The following is a 19,988-nucleotide window of genomic DNA, read 5'->3' on the forward strand; positions in this document are numbered from 1 at the left end:
TCCCGCAATATGTTGTGCATCACAACATATACCGATTTCCCCGAAGGGCGAGACGATGACGACCACCCCCACCCGCGAAGACCGCTTCTCTTTTGGTCTCTGGACCATCGGCTACAACGGTGCCGACCCCTTCGGCGGACCCACGCGCCCGGCACTGGATGTGGTGCACGCCGTCGAGAAGCTGTCGGAGCTCGGCGCCTACGGCCTGACGTTCCACGACGACGACCTCTTCGCGTTCGGGTCCACCGACGCCGAGCGCCAGACGCAGATCGACCGCCTGAAGGGCGCGCTCGCCGACACGGGCCTGGTGGTGCCCATGGTCACCACCAACCTCTTCTCCGCCCCGGTCTTCAAGGACGGCGGCTTCACGTCCAACGACCGCGCAGTTCGCCGGTTCGCGTTGCGCAAGGTGCTGCGCAACCTCGATCTCGCCGCCGAGCTCGGTGCGAAGACGTTCGTGATGTGGGGCGGCCGCGAAGGCGCCGAGTACGACTCCGCCAAGGACGTGCGCTCGGCGCTGGAGCGATACCGGGAGGCCGTGAACCTGCTGGGCGACTACGTGACCGACAAGGGCTATGACATCCGCTTCGCGATCGAGCCGAAGCCGAACGAGCCGCGCGGCGACATCCTCCTTCCCACAGTCGGTCACGCGCTGGCGTTCATCGAGTCGCTGGAGCGTCCGGAGCTGGTGGGTCTGAACCCCGAGGTCGGTCACGAGCAGATGGCCGGGCTCAACTTCGCGGCGGGCATCGCGCAGGCGCTCTACCACGACAAGCTCTTCCACATCGACCTCAACGGCCAGCGGGGGATCAAGTATGACCAGGACCTCGTCTTCGGTCACGGCGATCTGCACAACGCGTTCGCCCTGGTGGATCTGCTCGAGCACGGTGGCGCCGACGGCGGCCCCGCCTACACGGGTCCGCGTCACTTCGATTACAAGCCGAGCCGCACCGAGGACGAGACCGGCGTGTGGGACTCCGCCGCCGCGAACATGCGGATGTACCTGCTGCTGAAGGAGCGCGCGAGCGCGTTTCGTGCTGACCCGGAGGTGCAGGAGGCGCTGGCGGCCGCACGGGTGGACGAACTGCGTCAGAACACGCTGGGCGAGGGCGAGACGTACGACGATCTGCTCGCGGACCGTTCCGCGTACGAGGACTTCGACGCGAACGCGTACTTCGGCGGCCGGGGATTCGGCTTCGTGCGCCTGCAGCAGCTGGCGGCCGAGCACCTGATGGGTGCGCGTGGCTGAGCGGACCCTCGTCGCGGGCGTCGACTCGTCCACGCAGTCCTGCAAGGTCGTCATCATCGATGCCTCGTCGGGGGAGGTCGTCCGCCAGGGGCGGGCGGCCCACCCCGATGGCACCGAGGTGGATCCGGCGCACTGGTGGCGCGCTCTGGTGGAGGCGATCGCCGATGCCGGGGGAGTGTCCGATGTGGCCGCGGTCTCGGTCGGTGGGCAGCAGCACGGGATGGTGGTGCTGGACACCGACGGCGAGGTGATCCGTCCCGCGCTGCTGTGGAACGACACGCGCTCCGCCGCAGCGGCGGAGGAGCTCATCGCGGAGTTCGGCGCTGAAGCGCTCGCGCAGCGCACGGGTCTTGTCCCGGTGGCCTCCTTCACCGCGACGAAACTGCGCTGGCTCCGCGACGCCGAGCCCGAGGCCGCGGCCCGCGTCGCGGCCGTCGCGCTCCCGCACGACTGGCTGACCTGGCGTCTGCGCGGCTATGGTCCGCGCGATTCCTCGCCGCGAGGCCCGGTGCTGGACGAACTGATCACCGATCGCTCGGACGCATCGGGGACCGGCTACTGGGATCCGGCGAGCGGCGGATACGACCGTGAGGTGCTGGTCGCCGCGCTCGGTCACGACGCCGTTCTGCCGCGTGTGCTCGCTGCGGACGAGTCGGTCGCGGTCGACGCCGTGACGGACGCGGGATTCGCGGTCGGGGTCCTCGTCGGCCCGGGAGCAGGTGACAACGCGGCGGCCGCGCTCGGCGTCGGTGCCGGCGTCGGCGACGCGGTCGTCTCGATCGGCACCAGTGGAACCGTGTTCGCGGTGAGCGCTGATCGCACCGTCGATCCGTCCGGAACCGTCGCCGGGTTCGCTTCGGCGGACGGCGCCTTCCTGCCTCTGGTGGCAACGCTCAACGCGGCGCGTGTCCTCACCGCGATCGCCGCCCTGCTCGGCGTGGACGTGGACGAGCTGAGCGCGCTCGCTCTTCGCGCCCAGCCGGGAGCGGGCGGGATGACCCTGGTGCCCTACTTCGAGGGGGAGCGCACCCCCAACCTGCCGGATGCGACGGCATCGCTCACCGGGATGACCCTGGCATCGACGACGCGCGAGAACCTCGCGCGCGCAGCGGTGGAGGGCATGCTCGGCGGACTCGCCGCCGGTCTCGATGCGCTTCGCGACCTCGGTGTCCCGCTTCGGCGGGTGCTGCTGATCGGCGGCGGTGCCCGCTCGGCCGCCGTGCAGTCGCTGGCCGCCACGGTGCTCGGTCTGCCGGTCGAGGTGCCCGCTCCGGCGGAGTACGTCGCCCTCGGCGCCGCCCGTCAGGCCGCCGTGATCATCGGGTATCCCCGTTCATAGCGCGCAAATGGCTCCAAATCCGGCGGATTTGGAGCCATTTGCGCGCAACGGAGCGAGGAAGAGTCCTCAGGAACGAGCGGCTAGACTAGACGCATGCCCGCACCCAAACTCGCCACCTTCCCGGCGATCCGCGGAGCGCTGAAGTTCTATCAGATCGCATCGATCATCACAGGAGTCTTCCTGTTGCTGCTGTGTATCGAGATGGTGCTGAAGTACACGCCGATCCACCTGGAGCTGTTCCTCGGCGACCCGGACGGCCTGATCGCGCTCAAGCCCGTGGTCGAGACCGCGAACGGCCTGGAATCCACCGGTCAGGGCTTCAACGTCTCACTCGCGATCCTTGTGGTCCACGGCTGGTTCTACGTCGTGTACCTCTTCGCCTGCTTCCGCATCTGGTCCCTGATGCGCTGGCAGTTCCCGCGCTTCATCATGCTCGCCCTCGGCGGCGTCGTCCCGCTGCTCTCCTTCTTCATGGAGACGCGCGTGGCCCGCGACGTCAAGGCCTACCTCGCCAAGCGCGAGGCGGACGAGGCGGCATCCGCATCCGTTACCCCCACTCCAGCCACGGAAGGCAGCAAGTGACCGAGACCCCCGAAACCGCGCAGCGGCCGGTACTGGTCGTCGATTTCGGCGCCCAGTACGCGCAGCTGATCGCACGTCGTGTGCGCGAAGCCGGCGTCTATAGCGAGATCGTGCCGCACACCGCGACCGCAGCAGACATCGCTGCGAAGAACCCGCTCGGACTCATCCTGTCCGGCGGCCCGTCGTCGGTGTACGAGGAAGGCGCCCCGAAGCTGGATCCCGCGGTGTTCGACCTCGAGGTCCCGACGCTCGGCATCTGCTACGGCTTCCAGTACATGGCCCAGGTGCTCGGCGGTGAGGTGGCCGCCACCGGCCTGCGCGAGTACGGTGCGACCGATGCCACCACCAGCAGCGACAGCGTGATCCTTGAGGGCGTGCCCACCGAGCAGAACGTCTGGATGAGCCACGGCGACTCCGTCGCGAAGGCACCCGAGGGCTTCACCGTCAATGCGTCGACCGCGGGCGCGCCCGTTGCCGCGTTCAGCAACGACGAGAAGAAGTTCTACGGCGTGCAGTGGCACCCCGAGGTGAAGCACTCCACGCACGGTCAGGCGATCATCGAGAACTTCCTGCACCGCGCGGCGGGGCTCCCGGCCGACTGGAACAGCGACAACGTGATTGCTGAGCAGGTCGAGCGCATCCGCGCCCAGGTGGGTTCCGCCCGCGTCATCTCGGCGCTCTCCGGCGGCGTCGACTCCGCTGTCTCCACCGCGCTGGTGAACAAGGCCGTCGGCGACCAGCTGGTAGCCGTGTTCGTGGATCACGGGCTCCTCCGCAAGGGCGAGCGCGAGCAGGTGGAGAACGACTACGTGGCCTCCACCGGCGTGCGCCTGGTGACGGTCGATGCCCGCAAGCAGTTCCTGGACGCGCTGGCCGGAGTCACCGACCCGGAGACTAAGCGCAAGATCATCGGTCGTGAGTTCATCCGCTCGTTCGAGGCCGTGCAGCGCCAGCTGGTCGATGAGGCCAAGGAAGCCGGCGAGCCGATCAAGTTCCTCGTGCAGGGCACGCTCTACCCCGACGTGGTGGAATCCGGCGGCGGCGCAGGCACCGCCAACATCAAGAGCCACCACAACGTGGGCGGCCTGCCGGAGGACATGCAGTTCGAGCTCGTCGAGCCGCTGCGCACCCTCTTCAAGGACGAGGTCCGCGCCATCGGCCGCGAGCTGGGACTGCCCGAGGCGATCGTCTCGCGCCAGCCGTTCCCGGGCCCCGGCCTGGGCATCCGCATCATCGGTGAGGTCACGCAGGACCGGCTGGATCTGCTCCGCGACGCCGATGCGATCGCGCGTGAGGAGCTCACCGCCGCCGGTCTCGACAACGAGATCTGGCAGTGCCCGGTCGTGCTGCTCGCCGATGTCCGCTCCGTGGGAGTGCAGGGTGACGGACGCACGTACGGCCACCCGATCGTGCTGCGCCCGGTGTCCAGCGAGGACGCGATGACCGCCGACTGGTCTCGTCTGCCGTACGACGTGCTGTCGAAGATCTCCAACCGCATCACCAACGAGGTGCGCGATGTCAACCGCGTCGTGCTGGATGTCACGTCCAAGCCGCCGGGGACCATCGAGTGGGAGTGAACTCGTCGAAGCACCTGACCGCGCCCGCGGTCAGGTGCTTCGTGCTTGCTTCCCGGCTCATCCCGGATCTGGACGGCGGGTTCTGCCGCGCCGTCCTCGGTCGCGCGCGTGACCTCGTGGACGCCGGAGTCCCGGCCGAACTGCTGACCGTGGATCCGGGCAGCGCCGCCGACCATGACGCCCATCGCGCGGAGTTCGTGCGCCGAGGCGAGCTGGATCGTCCCGAGCGGCTGCGCAACCTCTTCGACGAGGCCAGCGCGGATCCGTCGTGGGTGCGTGCTGCCGCGCATCCGGGGACACGAGACCCCGCGCTGGAGTACCGTCCGGTCCCCGCGGCCCACCCGGTCCTTGAGCTTCCCGTGATCGCCGGGAACCCCGACTGGCACCTCAGCACAGCGCCCGTGGTGGTGCTCGCCGCGGACGGCTCGGAGGCCGGCGTGCTGGACGGCTTCGGGGGACTGTACCGGGCGTGGCTGGACCACGTTCTGGCGACGGCACCCGGTGATGGCCTCCAGAGCGTGGTGATCGTCGAGGCGCGGCAGCTGGGGGAGCTGCTCACCGCCTGGGACTCACCCGCGAAGCTCGTCCACACCACGCACACCGCCCACATCGGGGAGCCCTACACCCCGGACGCGCCGATTCTGCCGCTCTGGCAGCGATGGCTGCATGCGGCCGGTGCGTTCGACGCGGTGGTCTGGCTGACGGCAGCGCAGCGCGACGACGTGATCGCACGGTTCGGCGCCGGGCGGATCGACGAGGTCCTGCCGTTCGGCGCGACGGCTGTCGCGCACCCGCGTCCAGCGGCCGAGCGTGACCGCCACCGTGCGGTGATGATCAACCGCCTCGCGCCAGGCAAACGGCTCGATCACGCGGTGCGCGTCTGGCGAAGGGTGGTGGACCAGCTGCCCGATGCGGTGCTGGACATCTACGGCGAGGGAGCGTCTCGCGGCGCGATCGAGGCGCTGATCGACGAGCTCGGCCTCACGGAGCGCGTCATCCTGCACGGCCAGATCGCCGATCCCGATACGGTGCTGGATGATCCGGCTGTGCTGCTGCTGACCACCGCGTTCGAGGGCCAGGGACTCGCCGTGCTGGAGGCGCTGGCACACGGGACGCCGGTGGTGAGCTACGACGTCCGTTACGGCCCCGCCGAGGCCCTGTCGGACGGCGGTGGTCTCCTCATCGCCTCCGGAGACGAAGACGCGTTCGGCGATGCAGTGCTCCGGATCCTGACGGACGACGACCTGCATGCGCGGTTGGTGACCGAGGCGCACGGGGCTGCGCGGTCGCGCTCCCGCTCGGCGGCGACGCGGGAGATGCTGCAGATGCTGGCGCGCGTCGCGGAGCGTCCGCGACGGCGCTGAGGCTCAAGCCTCCGCGATCTCCGCGAAGAGCTCCTCCACGCGCTGACGCTCCCAGTCGAGGATCGGGTCGTCGGCGTGCGCTGACATGTTCTCCACGGCGGCGTCCAGAATCTCCTGTGCCGCGTCGGGGTCGGCGAAGCTCACAAGCTCGCCCAGGGCCACGGCTGCCTGGCACCCGACCACGGTGGTGGGGTCGGCATCGACCACCTCGCGCAGCAGGGCCTCCGCCTTCTCGAACTGCTTGCGATCGGCGAGCATGAGCGCGCGCTGGAACTTGACCTGCTGATTCACCCTTCCAGTTTCCACCCTGTCAGCGGAAACGACGAACGGGGCCGGATTCTTCCGGCCCCGTTCGTCGATGAGGGGATCAGTCGTTGCCGCGCGCGATCGCGATGATGCGCAGGATCTCCACGTAGAGCCAGACGACCGTCACCATGACACCGAACGCGGCGTACCAGGCGAGGTTCCGGGGAGCGCCGTTGCGCACGCCCTGCTGGATGCCATCGAAGTCCAGCACCAGCGAGTACGCGGCCATGATGACGACCAGCACACCGATGATGAGACCCAGCGGGACGCCGAAGCCGGCGATGTTGAGCTTCGCGCTGTACATGCCGAAGCCCTGGTTCAGCACGCCGGTCCACATCAGGATGAGGTTCAGCAGGGAGAACACCAGATATCCGACCATCGCGATCAGGAAGATCTTCGTGGCGCGCTTGCTGGCGCGGATCTTGCCGCTGGCGAACAGCGCGAGAGTGACGCCGACCACGGCGATGGTGGCGAGGGTCGCCTGCATGACCACGCCCGGCCAGAACGCCTCGAAGGTGGCCGAGATGGCGCCGATGAACAAGCCCTCGAACGCCGCATAGGCGAAGATCAGAGCCGGACGCACCTTCTTGCGCGACGTGAAGGTGACGACCATCGCCAGCACGAAGCCGCCGAGCGCACCGAGCGCCCACGGGATCATGTTGGTGGGCTGACGGTAGCTGACGGTCAGGCCGCTCGCCGCCCAGATCCAGCCGACGACCGCGGTGATCAGCAGCACGCCGAAGAGCGCCGCCGTCTTCCAGATGGTGTCTTCGTACGTCATGCGGCCGTGGTCGATGGCGCTGGCCGTGGGGGCGGCGTACATGCCCTCCAGGTTGGCCTGCACCGCGGCGTTCTGCGCGGCCTGCTGCGAAGCAGCCCACTGCGCGTTCTGTCCGGCCGATTGCGGGCTCTGGGTATACGGCTGTCCGTTCAGGGTGTAGCCGCCCTGCGCGGGCGGCGGCACGAGCCCGGTCGTCTGCGCTCCCGCAGGAGCAACCGGAACGGCGGGAGCGTTACGCTCCTGGAACGCCGAGTTGCTGAAGATCGGGTTTCGAAGGGCCATTGCGGCTCACGCTCCAATGCTGTGTGTCAAGGACACGGTGTTCTTCATTGTACGGGCGGGATCCGGGAGAATCCCGGGATTCTCAGACGGCGAACAGCATCTGACCGGCTCGGCCACGTTCCGAGGACCCGGGGATCACGGTGCCCGGCGAGAGATGACCCCAGCGGACGATGATGGGGTGGTGCCCCGCGAGAGATGAGCCCAGCGGACTACGATGGGCCGGTGCCCCGTCGTCGCCCCCTCGTCATCGGCCATCGTGGAGCGCCCGGATACCGTCCGGAGCATTCTCCATCCGCGTACGACCTCGCCCTCGCGATGGGTGCGGACGCCGTCGAGCCGGATGTGGTGGTGTCGCGCGACGGGGTGCTGGTGGTCCGGCACGAGAACGAGATCTCGGGAACCACCGACGTGTCCGAGCGCCCCGAGTTCGCCGATCGGCGTACCACCAAGCGGGTGGACGGTGCCGAGCAGACCGGATGGTTCACCGAGGACTTCACCTGGGAGGAGCTGTCGACGCTGCGGGTGCGTGAGCGCATCCCGGCACTGCGCGCTACCAGCGCCACCTACGACGACCGGCAGCCGATGCTGCGCCTGCGCGACGTGCTGGACCTCGTCCATCGCGCCTCCCTCGAGCAGGGCCGCGAGATCGGTGCGGTGGTCGAGATCAAGCACGCCACGTACTTCGCCGGGATCGGGCTGGACCACGTGCCGCTGCTGCTGGCCGAGCTGGAAGCGTGCGGCTGGGGTGGTGGCGCGCACCCTCTCGTGATCGAGTCCTTCGAGCAGACCGTGATCACCCGCCTGCAGCAGGAGGGGCTCCGAGCGACCTATGTGTACCTGCTGGAGGCTGCGGGAACCGCCTACGACCTGCGCGCGTCCCGTCAGGCCGGCGTTCCTTCGTACGCGGATCAGCTCGGCCCCCGCGGCCTCGACGTGCTCGCGAGCCAGGTCGACGGGATCAGCCTGGACAAGAAGATCATCCTCCGGCCCGATCGGATGGGCCGCTCGCGCGGGCCGGCGCCGGTGGTCGAGGATGCCCATCAGCGTGGACTCCAGGTGTTCACGTGGACGGCCCGGCCCGAGAACGCGTTCCTGCTGAAGCAGTTCCGCACCGGTGCGAAGGCGGAGTTCGGCGACTACGAAGGCGAATGGCAGATTCTTCGTGAGGCCGGGGTGGACGGCGTGTTCGTCGATCACCCCGACCTCGGCGTCGACTTCTTCCGCGCACCGGCCGTTCGCGACTGATCACGGGCTTCTTCGTTCCTGCCCGCTTGTGATTTCCGGATGCGCGATGTCGGTGGCATGAGCGATGCTGTTATCCGCCGCATTCGTCGATCCGCACACCGGGGAGCATCATGACCGACGCCCACATCGCCGACACCCATGACCTCATCCGTGTGGTCGGAGCACGGGAGAACAACCTGCGCGACGTCTCCGTCGAACTTCCCAAGCGCCGGCTCACGGTCTTCACCGGCGTCTCCGGTTCGGGAAAGAGCTCGCTCGTGTTCGCGACGATCGCTGCGGAGTCCCAGCGGATGATCAACGAGACCTACTCCTCGTTCGTGCAGAACTTCATGCCCTCCCTCGCCCGTCCCGACGTCGACGTGCTCGAAGGGCTCACCACCGCGATCATCGTCGATCAGGAGCGGATGGGCGCCAACGCCCGCTCCACCGTGGGCACCGCGACCGACGTCAACGCGATGCTGCGCATCCTGTTCTCCCGCATCGGCGTGCCCCACATCGGCTCGCCTCAGGCGTTCTCCTTCAACGTGGCCTCGGCCTCCGGCGCCGGAGCCGTCACCGTGGAGAAGGGCGGACGCACGGTCAAGGAGCGCGCCGAGTTCTCCATCCTGGGCGGGCAGTGCCCGCGGTGCGAGGGCATGGGCACGGTGAACGACATCGACCTGGCCGAGGTGTACGACGAGAACCTGTCTCTGCTCGAGGGTGCCATCAAGGTACCGGGCTACACCCCTGACGGGTGGGCGACACGGATGTACGCCGAGTCCGGGTTCTTCGACGGCAGCACCAAGATCCGCGACTTCACGAAGCGTCAGCTGGACGATTTCCTCTACAAGTCGCCCGTCAAGGTGAAGATCGACAAGATCAACCTCACCTACGAGGGCCTCATCCCGCGCATCCAGAAGTCGATGTTGTCCAAGGACCGCGATGCGATGCAGCCGCACATCCGCGCCTTCGTCGACCGCGCCGTCACCTTCATCGTGTGTCCGGAGTGCGATGGCACGCGCCTCAGCGCCCCGGCACGATCGTCGAAGATCGCCGGGATCTCCATCGCCGATGCTTGCGCGATGCAGATCAGCGATCTGGCGCAGTGGGTGCGCTCCCTCGACGAGCCCTCGGTTGCTCCTCTGCTCACCGGGCTGCAGGAGACCCTGGACAGTTTCGTCGACATCGGTCTCGGATACCTCTCCCTCGACCGGCCGGCGGGAACCCTCTCCGGTGGCGAGGCGCAGCGCACCAAGATGATCCGTCATCTCGGCTCCTCCCTCACCGATGTGACGTATGTGTTCGACGAGCCCACGACCGGTCTGCATCCCCACGACATCGAGCGCATGAACCGCCTGCTGCTGGCTCTGCGCGACAAGGGCAACACCGTGCTGGTGGTGGAGCACAAGCCGGAGACCATCGCGATCGCGGACCATGTGGTGGATCTCGGACCGGGCGCCGGCTCTGCCGGAGGTGAGATCACCTTCGAGGGAACGGTGGAGGGGCTGCGCGCGAGCGAGACCCTCACCGGTCGGCACCTCGACCTGCGGGTCAACGTCAAGCCCACGGTGCGTGAGCCACGTGGCGCCATCGAGGTGCGCGGGGCAAACCTGCACAACCTGCAGGACGTGGACGTCGACATCCCGCTGGGCGTGCTCGTCGTGTTCACCGGCGTCGCCGGCTCGGGCAAGAGCTCTCTCGTTCACGGCTCGCTGCCGAAGGACGCGTCGGTGGTGTCGATCGATCAGGCACCCATTCGCGGCTCACGACGCAGCAACCCCGCGACCTACACCGGGCTGCTGGAGCACGTGCGCAAAGCCTTCGCCAAGGCGAACGGCGTGAAGCCCGCGCTGTTCTCGGCCAACTCCGAAGGCGCCTGCCCCAACTGCAACGGTGCCGGCGTGATCTACACGGATCTCGGCGTCATGGCCACGATGGAGACCACCTGCGAGGTGTGTGAGGGCAAGCGTTTCGACCACGAGGTGCTGCAGTATCACTTCGGGGGCAAGGACATCAGCGAAGTGCTGGCGCTGCCGGTGGCTGATGCGCTCACGTTCTTCGCCGAGGGCGAGTCCAAGATCCCGGCCGCCCACAAGATCCTCGGACGCCTGGCCGATGTGGGTCTGGGCTACATCAGCCTGGGTCAGCCGCTCACCACACTTTCGGGCGGAGAGCGTCAGCGGCTCAAGCTCGCGGCCCAGATGGGTGAGGGAGGCGACGTCTACATCCTCGACGAGCCCACCACGGGCCTTCATCTGGCGGACGTCGAGAACCTGCTGGCGCTGCTGGATCGGCTGGTGGACTCCGGCAAGTCCGTGATCGTGGTGGAGCACCACCAGGCGGTCATGGCTCATGCCGACTGGATCATCGACCTGGGTCCGGGGGCGGGCATCGACGGCGGCAAGGTGGTGTTCGAGGGTACGCCCGCGCAGCTCATCGCCGATGGCACCACGCTCACCGGCAAGCACCTCGGAGAGTACGTCAACGCGCAGCGCTGACGTACTCGCGGCGCTCTGAGGTCACTCCAGTCTCCGAGATCCCTGCGGTCGCCGAGATCCCTGTGGTCGCCGAGATCACTGCGGTCACCGAGATCACTGCGGTCTCAGACACCCCTGTGGTCTCAGACGCCCCTGTGGTCTCAGATGCGGTCGTATTCCCCAAACGCGGTTGTGGTCGCAGATGGCCCTGTGGTCTCCGTCATTGCTGTGATCTCCGAGCTTGCGGTGATCACAGGTCGCTGTAGTCGTCGCCCACGCCGAGCATGGTCACGACGCCGTCGACGACGGAGAAGCTGAGGTAGCGTTCGCCTTCTTCGCCCGGGTTCGCGAGAGACGACGTACCGGGAACCTTCTCGACGTTCAGACGGTACGCGGTGACATCGTCGTACGTGCCGTATGCGGTCACCTCGGCCCCCGCCGCCTCCACCTGCGCTACCGTCGCTCCCACGCTCAGCCCGGCAGACGTGAGGGCGACATCCTGCTCGGAGGCCGCACGGAACGTCACCGAGGCGGACGCCGGAGTGCCCTCGATCCAGGAGAGCGTCAGACCCGGCCAGCGGTACAGGTCGATGGGGTAGCGGTCATCGGGGCGCTCCGGTGCCACTTCGCCGAACATGCTGAACAAGGCGTCGCGTACGCCGACGGCGTCCGTCCGGATGTCGAGTACCTGTTCGCCACCCTCCGAGTCCGTGACGACGAGCTGGTCCAGGCGGAGGTCGAGACTGACGGGTGTGGCCGCGGAGTGCTCCGGCGTCGGTGTCGGGGTGGTGACGGCGGAGGCGGACGGTGACGGCGCGCTCGTACTCGTCGCGCTGGTCGGCGCCGGGGCGTTTGCCCCGTTCGGCTCGGGGGCGCAGCCTGCGAGCGCGAGGGCGCTCACGAGAACGCCGACGCTGATGAACAGCGGCACGCGCCGGTGAATGGCGGGGGTCCGCTGAGAGGTGTGAGCTGAGGCCGTCATGCGCTGATCGTAGCGATGCCGACCGGGTCCGCCGAAGCACCGGTGAGAGTCTGGAGACACGATCGTTATGACTTAGGCTGGTGGCGATAGCGCCTAGGGTTCCGGAACCACGTTCGACAGGTCCGAGCGGCGCCACGCGCGACGCCGTCGCACGTCATCTGACAGGACAAAAGCCCGGAGGACCGGTGTTCGTCGATCCATGAATCGGCGAGCGGAAGGTTCTCATGTCGCTTCTTGCTCTCGTCCTCGTTCTCGCCGCCGCGTGTGCGCACGCCGCCTGGAACGTGATCGCTCACGGTGCCAGCCGGGCCGGCTTGCCGTTCCTCTGGCTCGGCGCGCTGGCCAGCGGCATCGTATGGCTGCCCGTCGTACCGTTCACGGGCGGGATCGGAACGGATGACTGGTCGGGCTTCCTCCTGGGAGTCGCCGTGTCGGCGGTGCTGCACGTGGTCTACATGCTGGTGCTGCGGCGGGGATACGCGGCCGGAAACCTCTCCACCGTGTACGCCACGGCGCGCGGGTCCGGACCGCTGGTCACCGTGATCGTGGCGGTACTCGCACTGGGCGAGCGACCCTCACCGATCGCGCTCGTGGGCGTGATCGCGGTGATCGTCGGCGTGGTCTGGATCGGGCTGGTCGACCGCGGCGCGGGATCGTGGACGCGACGCGGTGTGGATCCCGCGATCGTCTTCGGTCTCCTCACCGGTCTCGCCATCGCCGCGTACACGCTGTGGGACAGCCAGTCTCTGCGGATGTGGCACATCTCACCCGTGGCGTTCATGGTGGGGTGCACCCTGATCGAGGTGGTGCTGTTCGGCGCGATTCTCGGCCCGCGCTGGCGCCAGGTCGTTCCGCTCGCACGGCTGCAGTGGCGACGCCTCCTGGCCTTCGGTGTGCTGTCGCCGCTGAGCTACATCCTCGTGCTCGCCGCGACGACCATCGCACCTGTGTCGCTCGTCGCTCCCACGCGCGAAGTCAGCGTCGTGCTCGTGAGCCTCTTCGGCGCCTTCGTCCTGCGAGAGGGACGGCCCGGGCTGCGGGTGGGAGCCTCGATCGTGGTCGTGGCGGGGATCGCGCTGCTCGCACTCTGAGTGCTCTACACAGGTGATTCAGATTCTTCTGAGCTAACTTCGCCCGACATCGCCGGGGCGCATACTGCGCCTGCCACGGACTCGAACTGCGGCATCATGGGTGGTGAAGTCGTTCGATCACGGAACCGATCGCGATCCGAGGCGGCGGCGGAGGAGGAGCATCATGGGTCCGGTGAGCGACACCTACCGCAAAGACCTCGCGATGCTTCAGACACGGATCCCCGCGGACGCGCACGCACGACTCGTGAAGCTCGCCGAGGACATCCAGGACGCGCGCGAGCGCGACGCTTCGGGCTCCGGCGAGCTGGATCGGCGCATCGCCGTGTACATGAATGTGCGCGAAGAAGCGCTCACGCAGACCGCGCAGCGGATCGAACCCGTGCTCGGCGCCTGAAGCCGGTCAGACCCGCCCGCGGCGCCGGTACTCCGCCGGAGTCATGCCGTATTCGTCGCGGAAGCTCCGATAGCCGGTGTCGGACGATCCGAAACCCACGCGGCGGGCGATCGACTCGAACGGCTCCTGCGTGAGAAGCAGCTCGCGTCCGGCGGCGGTCACCCGCCAGCGGCGGATGCACTGTGAGATGGAGAGCGGCTCGGATTCGAACAGCCGGTGCAGTCGACGCACGCTCACCCCGAGCGCGGCGGCGATCACGGAGACGTGAAGGTTCGGGTCGGCGTAGTTGTGCTCGATGAAGTCGTGCACGCGGGCGCGGACCGCGTCATCCGGGTCGGCCGGCTCTCCTGCGGGCTGAGCGGCGAGAAGCGCGCGGGAGAGGTCGAGCAGGGCATGAGCGGTGAGATCCGCCTCCACCGTGTTGTCGTCCGGAGCCGACTGGGACAGGGAACGCAGCAGACTCTCGAACGCCGACCCCACCGCCACGTCCGCCAGCGGGCGCAAGCCGAGAGCATCCAGTCGCTCACGGGGCATCCGGAGCTTGCGCGTCGGAATGAGCACGCTGAGCAACCGCGACGACCCGTCGCTGCTCATCACGAACGACCGCCGGGCAGGAGCGAGCAGCCAGTGACCAGCCGGCACGGCGACTTCGTCGGCTCCCTCCTGGACGGTGACGCCGCCGTGAACGACGAACATGAGCCGCGCCACGTCCGCCATCGCCGCGGCGGCACCGACGGGCCGCTCGAAGCGGAACGCGGAGCAGCGCAGATCCTCGAACGCCGATTCACCGAGGGGCACCGACACGAGACGGCCGCGGAAGCCGTCGTGATCGGCGCTGGTGAGATCGCCATCCGCGGCGAGCGAATCCATCCCGCGCCGCCCCGTCAGCGTGTAGACGGTGCGCGATCCTCGCGCAGCGGCGAGGGTGATGCCGAACGAGGGCATGACACCCGAGGTCACGATCGACCTCCCACCGGGGAAAACCACATGGGCGCCACCATACCTGCACCCTGCATGTTCGACCGGCGGGTTGACATGTCCTGCGGCGCGTCGCCGCCCGTACTGCGGTGACCGCGGCCCGCGGGAGCACTTGACGCGACGGCGGGAGTCGAACCCGCTGCACAACCGGGTATGAACCGGTGCCCGGAACCACCCGGACCGCCGCGATGTCACCACGCTAACCCGCGATCGCCGCGCATGAGCGTGAGTGACGAAGGATCACCGACCGTGACGGCACGTGACGAGATCCCACGGTGGAGGGGGGCGGATGCGGGCCCTGAACCGCATCCGCCCGGGGCCGCATCAGAGGAGCGACCGCTGCGCGGCAGAGCGCCGCTGGAGGTGCCGGGCGAGCGCGACGAGTGCACACAGCACCGCGATCAGTCCGACGATGAGCACCATCCCCGCGCCGACGGCGAGAGGGGTGATGCGCAACCAGACGTCCGCCAGGAAATCGGCGGAGAGGGCGGTGGTCGACCAGAAGCCGATACCCGCGAGTGCCAGGAAGACCAGACCCCAGATAATCCCGCCCCAGCGGGTACGGGGGGCTTCGGGGACTGCGGGAAGGGAGCGCGCCGGGGGATCACCGGCGGCTGGTGTGACGGGGCCGGGGGCCGCCGTCGCGTCTCGCGCGACGGACGGCGCTGGCGGTGCCATCTGCGCAGGCACGTCCTCCACCGGCGCGGGCGCGATCGAGAGAGCCCGTGCCGTCAGCACATGGTCCTCGTCCGGAACCGGGCTGCCTTCCGGGAGTGGGTGCGGCGCCGGGGCGGCGGAGTCGTACTCGTCGCCATCGGGGCGCCGCTCTTCGGCGGCGTCCGCCGCGTCCGAGGCCGGGGGCTCCTGCGAGTGCGTGGTCCCCGAGGACGGCACGGTCTCGTCATCGGTGGCCGGGGCGTTCGCGTCAGGCGCGTCGTGGCTGTTCATCGCTTCCTCTCCGGTGCGAGTCCGGCGTTGATCCAGACGTCGTCCTGCTGGGTGATGTTCACATCGGTGATCACGGAACTGCGGGCGTGGGAGTCCGGGTCGCCGGTGATCAGGGGCGACTCGGCCATCGTGTCCAGCGTGAACGTCCACGTGTACGTTCCGTCGTCGTTGGTCCGGGGGGTGGGGAGGTCGATGTTGCGGACGTCCGCATAGCTGTCGTCGGTCTCCTCCACCCGGTAGGTGCCGAGGCTGAGCGATGCCGCGGTGATCGTGAACCTGACGATCATGCCCGCCTCCAGATCGACCTGCGTGCTTCCTTCGCCACCCTTCTCGAGCGTGATCGAACCGGCCTGCATGGGCAGCATGAGCGACGGTGCGGCAGCGCTCGTCGACGGCTCAGGTGAGGACGAGGGCGCTGGCGCGGCGGTTGCGGTCGGGACGGGTTCCGGCTCCACCATGGCGTAGCCGGGATCCGCCGCCATCCAGGGGTTCAGGTACAGGTTGGTGAATCCGAAGGACTGCAGGTAGGTGCGGTCCGAGGGATCGGGACCGCTGATCGAGGCGCTGCCGATCGGCAGGAGCACCTGACCGTCCACCCGCGCCACCTCGGATCCGCTCCAGGGCCGTCCCACCGACAGCGCGGGCACCAGCGTGCCGGCAGCGATCACCAGGCTACTGACGGTGAGGAAGGTGATGAAGCCGCTACGGCGGCGAGCGATGCCCGCCACGATCATCGCGACCGCCCCGACGGCTGTGGCCGCGAGGAAAGCGAGGGTCGCCGCCATCATCGTGCCGCGCGGAGCGGCCACGAGCGCGACGGCGGCACCACCGGCGGCCATCACACCCAGCGTCAGTGCTACGTACCAGAGGGCCGTGCGAGGGCGAGAGGCGCGGCGCCGTGCCCGGGCCTCCTCGTATTCGCGGTTGGCTCGAGCTGTCGCCTCCGCGGCCTCGGCGCGGGCCTGCTCGCGCGCGACACGCTCGGCGTCGCGCTGCTGCTGACGCCACGCGTCGTGCTCCGCGCGCCACTGATCCTGCTGCTGACGCCACGTGTCATACGGAGCAGTCGTGGTCGGCGCAGCGCCGGGGTGAGGCTGGGATGCATCGACGGGGGAACCCGCCTCGGCGCCGGCCGAAGCGGCTAGCGGCCTGGAGGACGCCGCGGCGCTCTCGTGCCATGCGGGCGCGGTGCCGGGCTCGTCCGCCCTGACCCCGCCGGGAACATCCACGTTGCCGCCACCGGTGGCGGCAACGTCGCGAGCGACGATGTGACCCGTGGAGTCGCCGTCGGCCATGCTGGCGGTGAGACCCTCATACGAGGGGATCTCCTCAGCGCCGGGCGTCGTGCTCGCGGCAGTGGTCGTGGCCTCGCCGGGACCTGCGACCGTCTCGTTGCGCCCGGCTGCGAAGGCGGCCGGCGCGTGCGCGGGGGCATCGAGTCGCGGCACGGGCCAGGCTCCGCCCGTCGGGGCGGTCGTCGAATACGGTGCCGCGCCGGGGTGGGGCGGGGGGCGGAAGCCCCGCGGGTCGGGTGAAGGCACCCCCGGGCCGTACGGATCGAAGCCCGCCTCTGCGCCGCCACGCCGGCGGTGGCGGGGCCGGCGGGCGACGGCCACGATCGCCACGATCACGAGACCGATCAGTGCCAGCACCAGCAGCCCGCGCCACAGCACGCTGAGCGCGCCGCCGATGTCGTAGATGCCGCCCCATGATCCGCCCGACCACAGCAGCAGGTTGCTGACCCAGGGGATCACCGGCACGAAGCTCAGCAGGACGATCACGAGGGCGGCGATGGTCGGCGGCTCCAGCCTGCCATGGAAAAGGCTCTCCAGATGGATGACACCGGACCGGTCGGGAAGGACGACCCAGAGGATCGCGTACACCAGCAGCATCGGCAGGCCGAGGGCGGCCGCCACGACGAAGATGCCGCGGACGATGAGCGGATCGATCCCCAGTCGTGCCGCGATCCCGCCGCAGACGCCGCCAACCCACGCATCGCCGCGGGCGAGCCCCAGGGTGCGAAGCCAGCCGAAGAAGCCGTTGCCCGTGCCGTGGGGCGCGGAGCCGTCTCCACCCGTGCCAGGAGCACCCGGGTCCGGGGGAGGTGGGGTCGGCGACGAAACAGGATTGTCGGTCATGCTCTCCACTGTGCCGCCGCCTGCGTCGTGCGCGCCATGGGGGATGCCCCTGACGCACCCCTGATTCCCCGGGGTCGAGCACTCCGGGGCGCGGTGCATTGTGATGGGATGGGCACATGAGCGCTGTTCCTCCGGGGCCGGTGCGCCCGGGGAGCCCGGTGCACCCGCCGTCACCGCCGCTGCCGTGGCACGCCGCGCCTGTGGCGATGCCTGCGCCCGCGGTCGGGGCCGGGCCGGCGGGCGCCGTCCAACATGCTGCGGCGTCCGTGACATCGTCCGCTCCCCGCCCGGTCGGCTCCGTGACTCCACAGCCGCGTCCCGTGCCGGCACCGGGACGAGCCGTGCCGGCATCTCCGTCACCATCGTCGCCGCCCCCGACCGCACCCGCGGGTCGCGCCCTCGGACGCCCGCCCCTGCGTCGCAGCCGTCGCCAGCAGCTCGCCGGCGTCGCCGAGGGGCTGACCGCGCACCTCGGCTGGCAGGTCGGCACCGTGCGCGTGCTGTTCGTCCTGCTGACCTTCATCAGCGGCGCCGGCCTCATGCTCTACGCATGGCTGTGGGCTCTCGTCCCCCTCGCCGATGCCGTGCGGACCGACACCGGAGAGATCGCCGCGGACAACCGGGTCACCCGCAGCATGCCTGCGGCGTGGGCGCTCGTGGGGACCGGTGGGGTGCTCGCGGCGCTTGCGGCCTGGATGGTCGGCACCACGGGGCCCTACCAGAGCGAGTGGTTCTGGTGCTCGATCCTGGCTATGGCCGTCACCGTCGGAGGGGCACTCTGGGCAGGCTTCCTCGACGCGAATGACCCTGATCGCGGGGCCCGTCACGTCACGCTCGTGCGCGGAACGGCGGCCCTCATCCTCGTGGCCGTGCTCGTCACCGACGGCTGGGTGACCATCGGGCAGCGCAGTGTCTCCGCACTGGTGTGCGCGATGCTCGCCGTGATCGCGCTCGGCGCCGTCTACGCACCCATCCTCGTCACACGTCTGCGGGCCGCCTCGCACGAGCGGATCACGCGCATCCGTGAGGAGCAGCGCAGCGAGATGGCCGCGCACCTGCACGACTCCGTGCTGCAGACCCTCGCCCTCATCCAGAATCGCGCGGGTGCCTCCAGCGAGGCTGCGCGCCTGGCTCGCGCACAGGAGCGGGAGTTGCGCAGCTGGCTGTACGACGGCGATGAGCCAGCGGACAGCGATCTGCCCACCGATCTACGCGACTACGCCGCGGCGCTGGAACTCGACTATCCCGTCCGCATCGATGTGGTCGCCGCCGGCACCAGCACCGAACGCGCCAGCGGGGACCTGGCCGCGGCCGCGCGTGAGGCCATGCTCAACGCCGCACGCCACGCCGGCGGCGACGTATCGGTCTATATCGAGGGGCGCGGCGACGCGGTGGAGGTCTACGTCCGTGATCGCGGACCGGGGTTCTCCCTCGATGGGGTGCCGGCGGATCGTCTCGGCGTGCGCCAGTCCATCATCGGCCGCATGCGGCGTGCGGGCGGATCGGCTCAGGTGCTGCCCGGAGCCGGGGGCAGCGGCACGCAGATCCGCTTGGCGCTGCGGCGCGACAGCTCGTATGCCACGAACGGCATGTCCGAGGGGAGGACTCCATGACCGACGTGCTGCGTGTCGTGATCGTCGATGACCATTCGATCTTCCGCTCGGGGCTGCGAGCAGACCTCGATCCCGGCGTCGAGGTCGTGGGCGAGGCCGGCGACGTCGCCGCCGCGGTTGCCGTGATCGCCGCGACCCGTCCGGATGTTGTGCTGCTGGATGTGCATCTGCCCGGTGCCACCGGCGACATCACCGGCGGGGAGGCGGTGCTCCAGCAGGCGCTCCCGCTGTCGCCCGAGACCCGCTATCTCGCCCTCAGCGTCTCGGATGCGGCGGAGGACGTCGTGCGCGTGATCCGCGCCGGCGCGCGCGGCTACATCACCAAGGGATCCAGCGGAGGCGATGTGAGCGCCGGTGCGCGCGCCGTCGCCTCAGGAGATGCGGTGTTCTCGCCGCGGCTCGCGGGGTTCGTGCTCGACGCCTTCGGCGCCATGAGCGGAGAGACGGCCCGGGCAGACGACGAGCTGGACCGTCTGTCGGGCCGCGAACAGGAGGTCATGCGCCTCATCGCGCGCGGCTACGCCTACAAAGAGGTGGCGGCTGAGCTGTTCATCTCGATCAAGACCGTGGAGACGCATGTCTCGGCGGTGCTGCGCAAACTGCAGCTGTCCTCGCGTCACGAGCTGACCGCATGGGCAAGCGCACGGCGGCTGCTCTGAGCGG

The 19,988-nt window shown here is 69.2% G+C and carries 17 protein-coding genes and 1 tRNA gene; 11 read left to right on the plus strand and 7 right to left on the minus strand.

Features of this window, described 5'->3' with window-relative positions:
- Positions 1-55: 55 nt before the first annotated feature.
- The 5 genes from xylA (at position 56) to ACIQJ5_RS02875 (ending at position 6,111) form a co-directional block, all read left to right on the plus strand.
- Positions 56-1,249 (plus strand): xylose isomerase, encoded by a 1,194-nt coding sequence (xylA, locus tag ACIQJ5_RS02855; protein WP_231090539.1) that lies wholly within the window; start codon positions 56-58, stop codon positions 1,247-1,249.
- Positions 1,242-2,588 (plus strand): xylulokinase, encoded by a 1,347-nt coding sequence (gene xylB / locus ACIQJ5_RS02860; protein WP_402840689.1) that lies wholly within the window; start codon positions 1,242-1,244, stop codon positions 2,586-2,588. Before xylA ends, xylB begins: the two co-directional genes overlap by 8 nt.
- Before the next feature lie 93 nt (positions 2,589-2,681).
- Positions 2,682-3,170 (plus strand): DUF3817 domain-containing protein, encoded by a 489-nt coding sequence (locus ACIQJ5_RS02865; RefSeq protein WP_231090537.1) that lies wholly within the window; start codon positions 2,682-2,684, stop codon positions 3,168-3,170.
- A complete protein-coding gene (gene guaA, locus ACIQJ5_RS02870; RefSeq protein ID WP_402840693.1) occupies positions 3,167-4,747 on the plus strand; it encodes a glutamine-hydrolyzing GMP synthase in 1,581 nt (526 codons plus the stop codon). Before ACIQJ5_RS02865 ends, guaA begins: the two co-directional genes overlap by 4 nt.
- Before the next feature lie 41 nt (positions 4,748-4,788).
- A complete protein-coding gene (locus ACIQJ5_RS02875) occupies positions 4,789-6,111 on the plus strand; it encodes a glycosyltransferase (protein WP_402840696.1) in 1,323 nt (440 codons plus the stop codon).
- Between the two features lie 3 nt (positions 6,112-6,114).
- Here ACIQJ5_RS02875 and ACIQJ5_RS02880 read toward each other — a convergent pair whose 3' ends face one another.
- Together ACIQJ5_RS02880 and ACIQJ5_RS02885 are read right to left on the minus strand one after the other, a co-directional pair.
- Positions 6,115-6,402, minus strand: a complete 288-nt coding sequence (locus ACIQJ5_RS02880) for a hypothetical protein (RefSeq protein WP_231090534.1) — start codon at positions 6,400-6,402, stop codon at positions 6,115-6,117.
- Positions 6,403-6,478: 76 nt separating this feature from the next.
- Positions 6,479-7,480: a Bax inhibitor-1/YccA family protein gene (locus ACIQJ5_RS02885; protein ID WP_231090533.1), complete on the minus strand. Its 1,002-nt coding sequence runs from the start codon at positions 7,478-7,480 to the stop codon at positions 6,479-6,481.
- A gap of 222 nt (positions 7,481-7,702) precedes the next feature.
- Between ACIQJ5_RS02885 and ACIQJ5_RS02890 the strand changes: the two genes are divergently transcribed.
- Together ACIQJ5_RS02890 and ACIQJ5_RS02895 are read left to right on the plus strand one after the other, a co-directional pair.
- Positions 7,703-8,725: a glycerophosphodiester phosphodiesterase family protein gene (locus ACIQJ5_RS02890; protein ID WP_231090532.1), complete on the plus strand. Its 1,023-nt coding sequence runs from the start codon at positions 7,703-7,705 to the stop codon at positions 8,723-8,725.
- 110 nt (positions 8,726-8,835) lie between these two features.
- Entirely contained in the window at positions 8,836-11,202 is a 2,367-nt protein-coding gene (locus ACIQJ5_RS02895; RefSeq protein WP_231090531.1) for an excinuclease ABC subunit UvrA, read from the plus strand.
- Positions 11,203-11,431: 229 nt separating this feature from the next.
- Here the strand turns inward: ACIQJ5_RS02895 and ACIQJ5_RS02900 are convergent, their stop codons facing one another.
- Complete coding sequence (locus ACIQJ5_RS02900; protein ID WP_402840702.1) at positions 11,432-12,163, minus strand: hypothetical protein; 732 nt, start codon at positions 12,161-12,163, stop codon at positions 11,432-11,434.
- Between the two features lie 224 nt (positions 12,164-12,387).
- On the opposite strand from ACIQJ5_RS02900, the gene ACIQJ5_RS02905 reads away from it, so the two are divergent.
- Complete coding sequence (locus ACIQJ5_RS02905) at positions 12,388-13,254, plus strand: EamA family transporter (RefSeq protein WP_402840705.1); 867 nt, start codon at positions 12,388-12,390, stop codon at positions 13,252-13,254.
- A 163-nt stretch (positions 13,255-13,417) separates the two neighbouring features.
- Positions 13,418-13,648 carry a hypothetical protein gene (locus ACIQJ5_RS02910; RefSeq protein ID WP_402840708.1) on the plus strand — a complete coding sequence of 77 codons (231 nt, stop codon included), beginning with the start codon at positions 13,418-13,420 and terminating at the stop codon, positions 13,646-13,648.
- 6 nt (positions 13,649-13,654) lie between these two features.
- Here the strand turns inward: ACIQJ5_RS02910 and ACIQJ5_RS02915 are convergent, their stop codons facing one another.
- The 4 genes from ACIQJ5_RS02915 to ACIQJ5_RS02930 form a co-directional block, all read right to left on the minus strand.
- The gene (locus tag ACIQJ5_RS02915; protein WP_231090527.1) at positions 13,655-14,608 is read right to left on the minus strand and encodes an AraC family transcriptional regulator; all 954 of its coding nucleotides are present in this window, start codon (positions 14,606-14,608) and stop codon (positions 13,655-13,657) included.
- Positions 14,609-14,741: 133 nt separating this feature from the next.
- A tRNA-Met gene (locus ACIQJ5_RS02920) sits at positions 14,742-14,814 on the minus strand.
- A gap of 136 nt (positions 14,815-14,950) precedes the next feature.
- On the minus strand, positions 14,951-15,574 hold the full coding sequence (locus tag ACIQJ5_RS02925) for a hypothetical protein (protein WP_402840711.1): 624 nt from the start codon (positions 15,572-15,574) through the stop codon (positions 14,951-14,953).
- On the minus strand, positions 15,571-17,712 hold the full coding sequence (locus ACIQJ5_RS02930) for a PspC domain-containing protein (RefSeq protein ID WP_402840714.1): 2,142 nt from the start codon (positions 17,710-17,712) through the stop codon (positions 15,571-15,573). Before ACIQJ5_RS02930 ends, ACIQJ5_RS02925 begins: the two co-directional genes overlap by 4 nt.
- A gap of 116 nt (positions 17,713-17,828) precedes the next feature.
- Between ACIQJ5_RS02930 and ACIQJ5_RS02935 the strand changes: the two genes are divergently transcribed.
- Both ACIQJ5_RS02935 and ACIQJ5_RS02940 read left to right on the plus strand, forming a co-directional pair.
- Positions 17,829-19,325 carry a PspC domain-containing protein gene (locus ACIQJ5_RS02935; protein WP_402840716.1) on the plus strand — a complete coding sequence of 499 codons (1,497 nt, stop codon included), beginning with the start codon at positions 17,829-17,831 and terminating at the stop codon, positions 19,323-19,325.
- Entirely contained in the window at positions 19,322-19,984 is a 663-nt protein-coding gene (locus ACIQJ5_RS02940; protein ID WP_402840718.1) for a LuxR C-terminal-related transcriptional regulator, read from the plus strand. The genes ACIQJ5_RS02935 and ACIQJ5_RS02940 overlap by 4 nt, the downstream gene beginning before the upstream one ends.
- The last annotated feature ends 4 nt before the right edge of the window (positions 19,985-19,988 follow it).

Origin of the sequence: Microbacterium sp. GXS0129 (genome assembly GCF_044769785.1) — a bacterium.
GTDB lineage: Bacteria > Actinomycetota > Actinomycetes > Actinomycetales > Microbacteriaceae > Microbacterium > Microbacterium nymphoidis.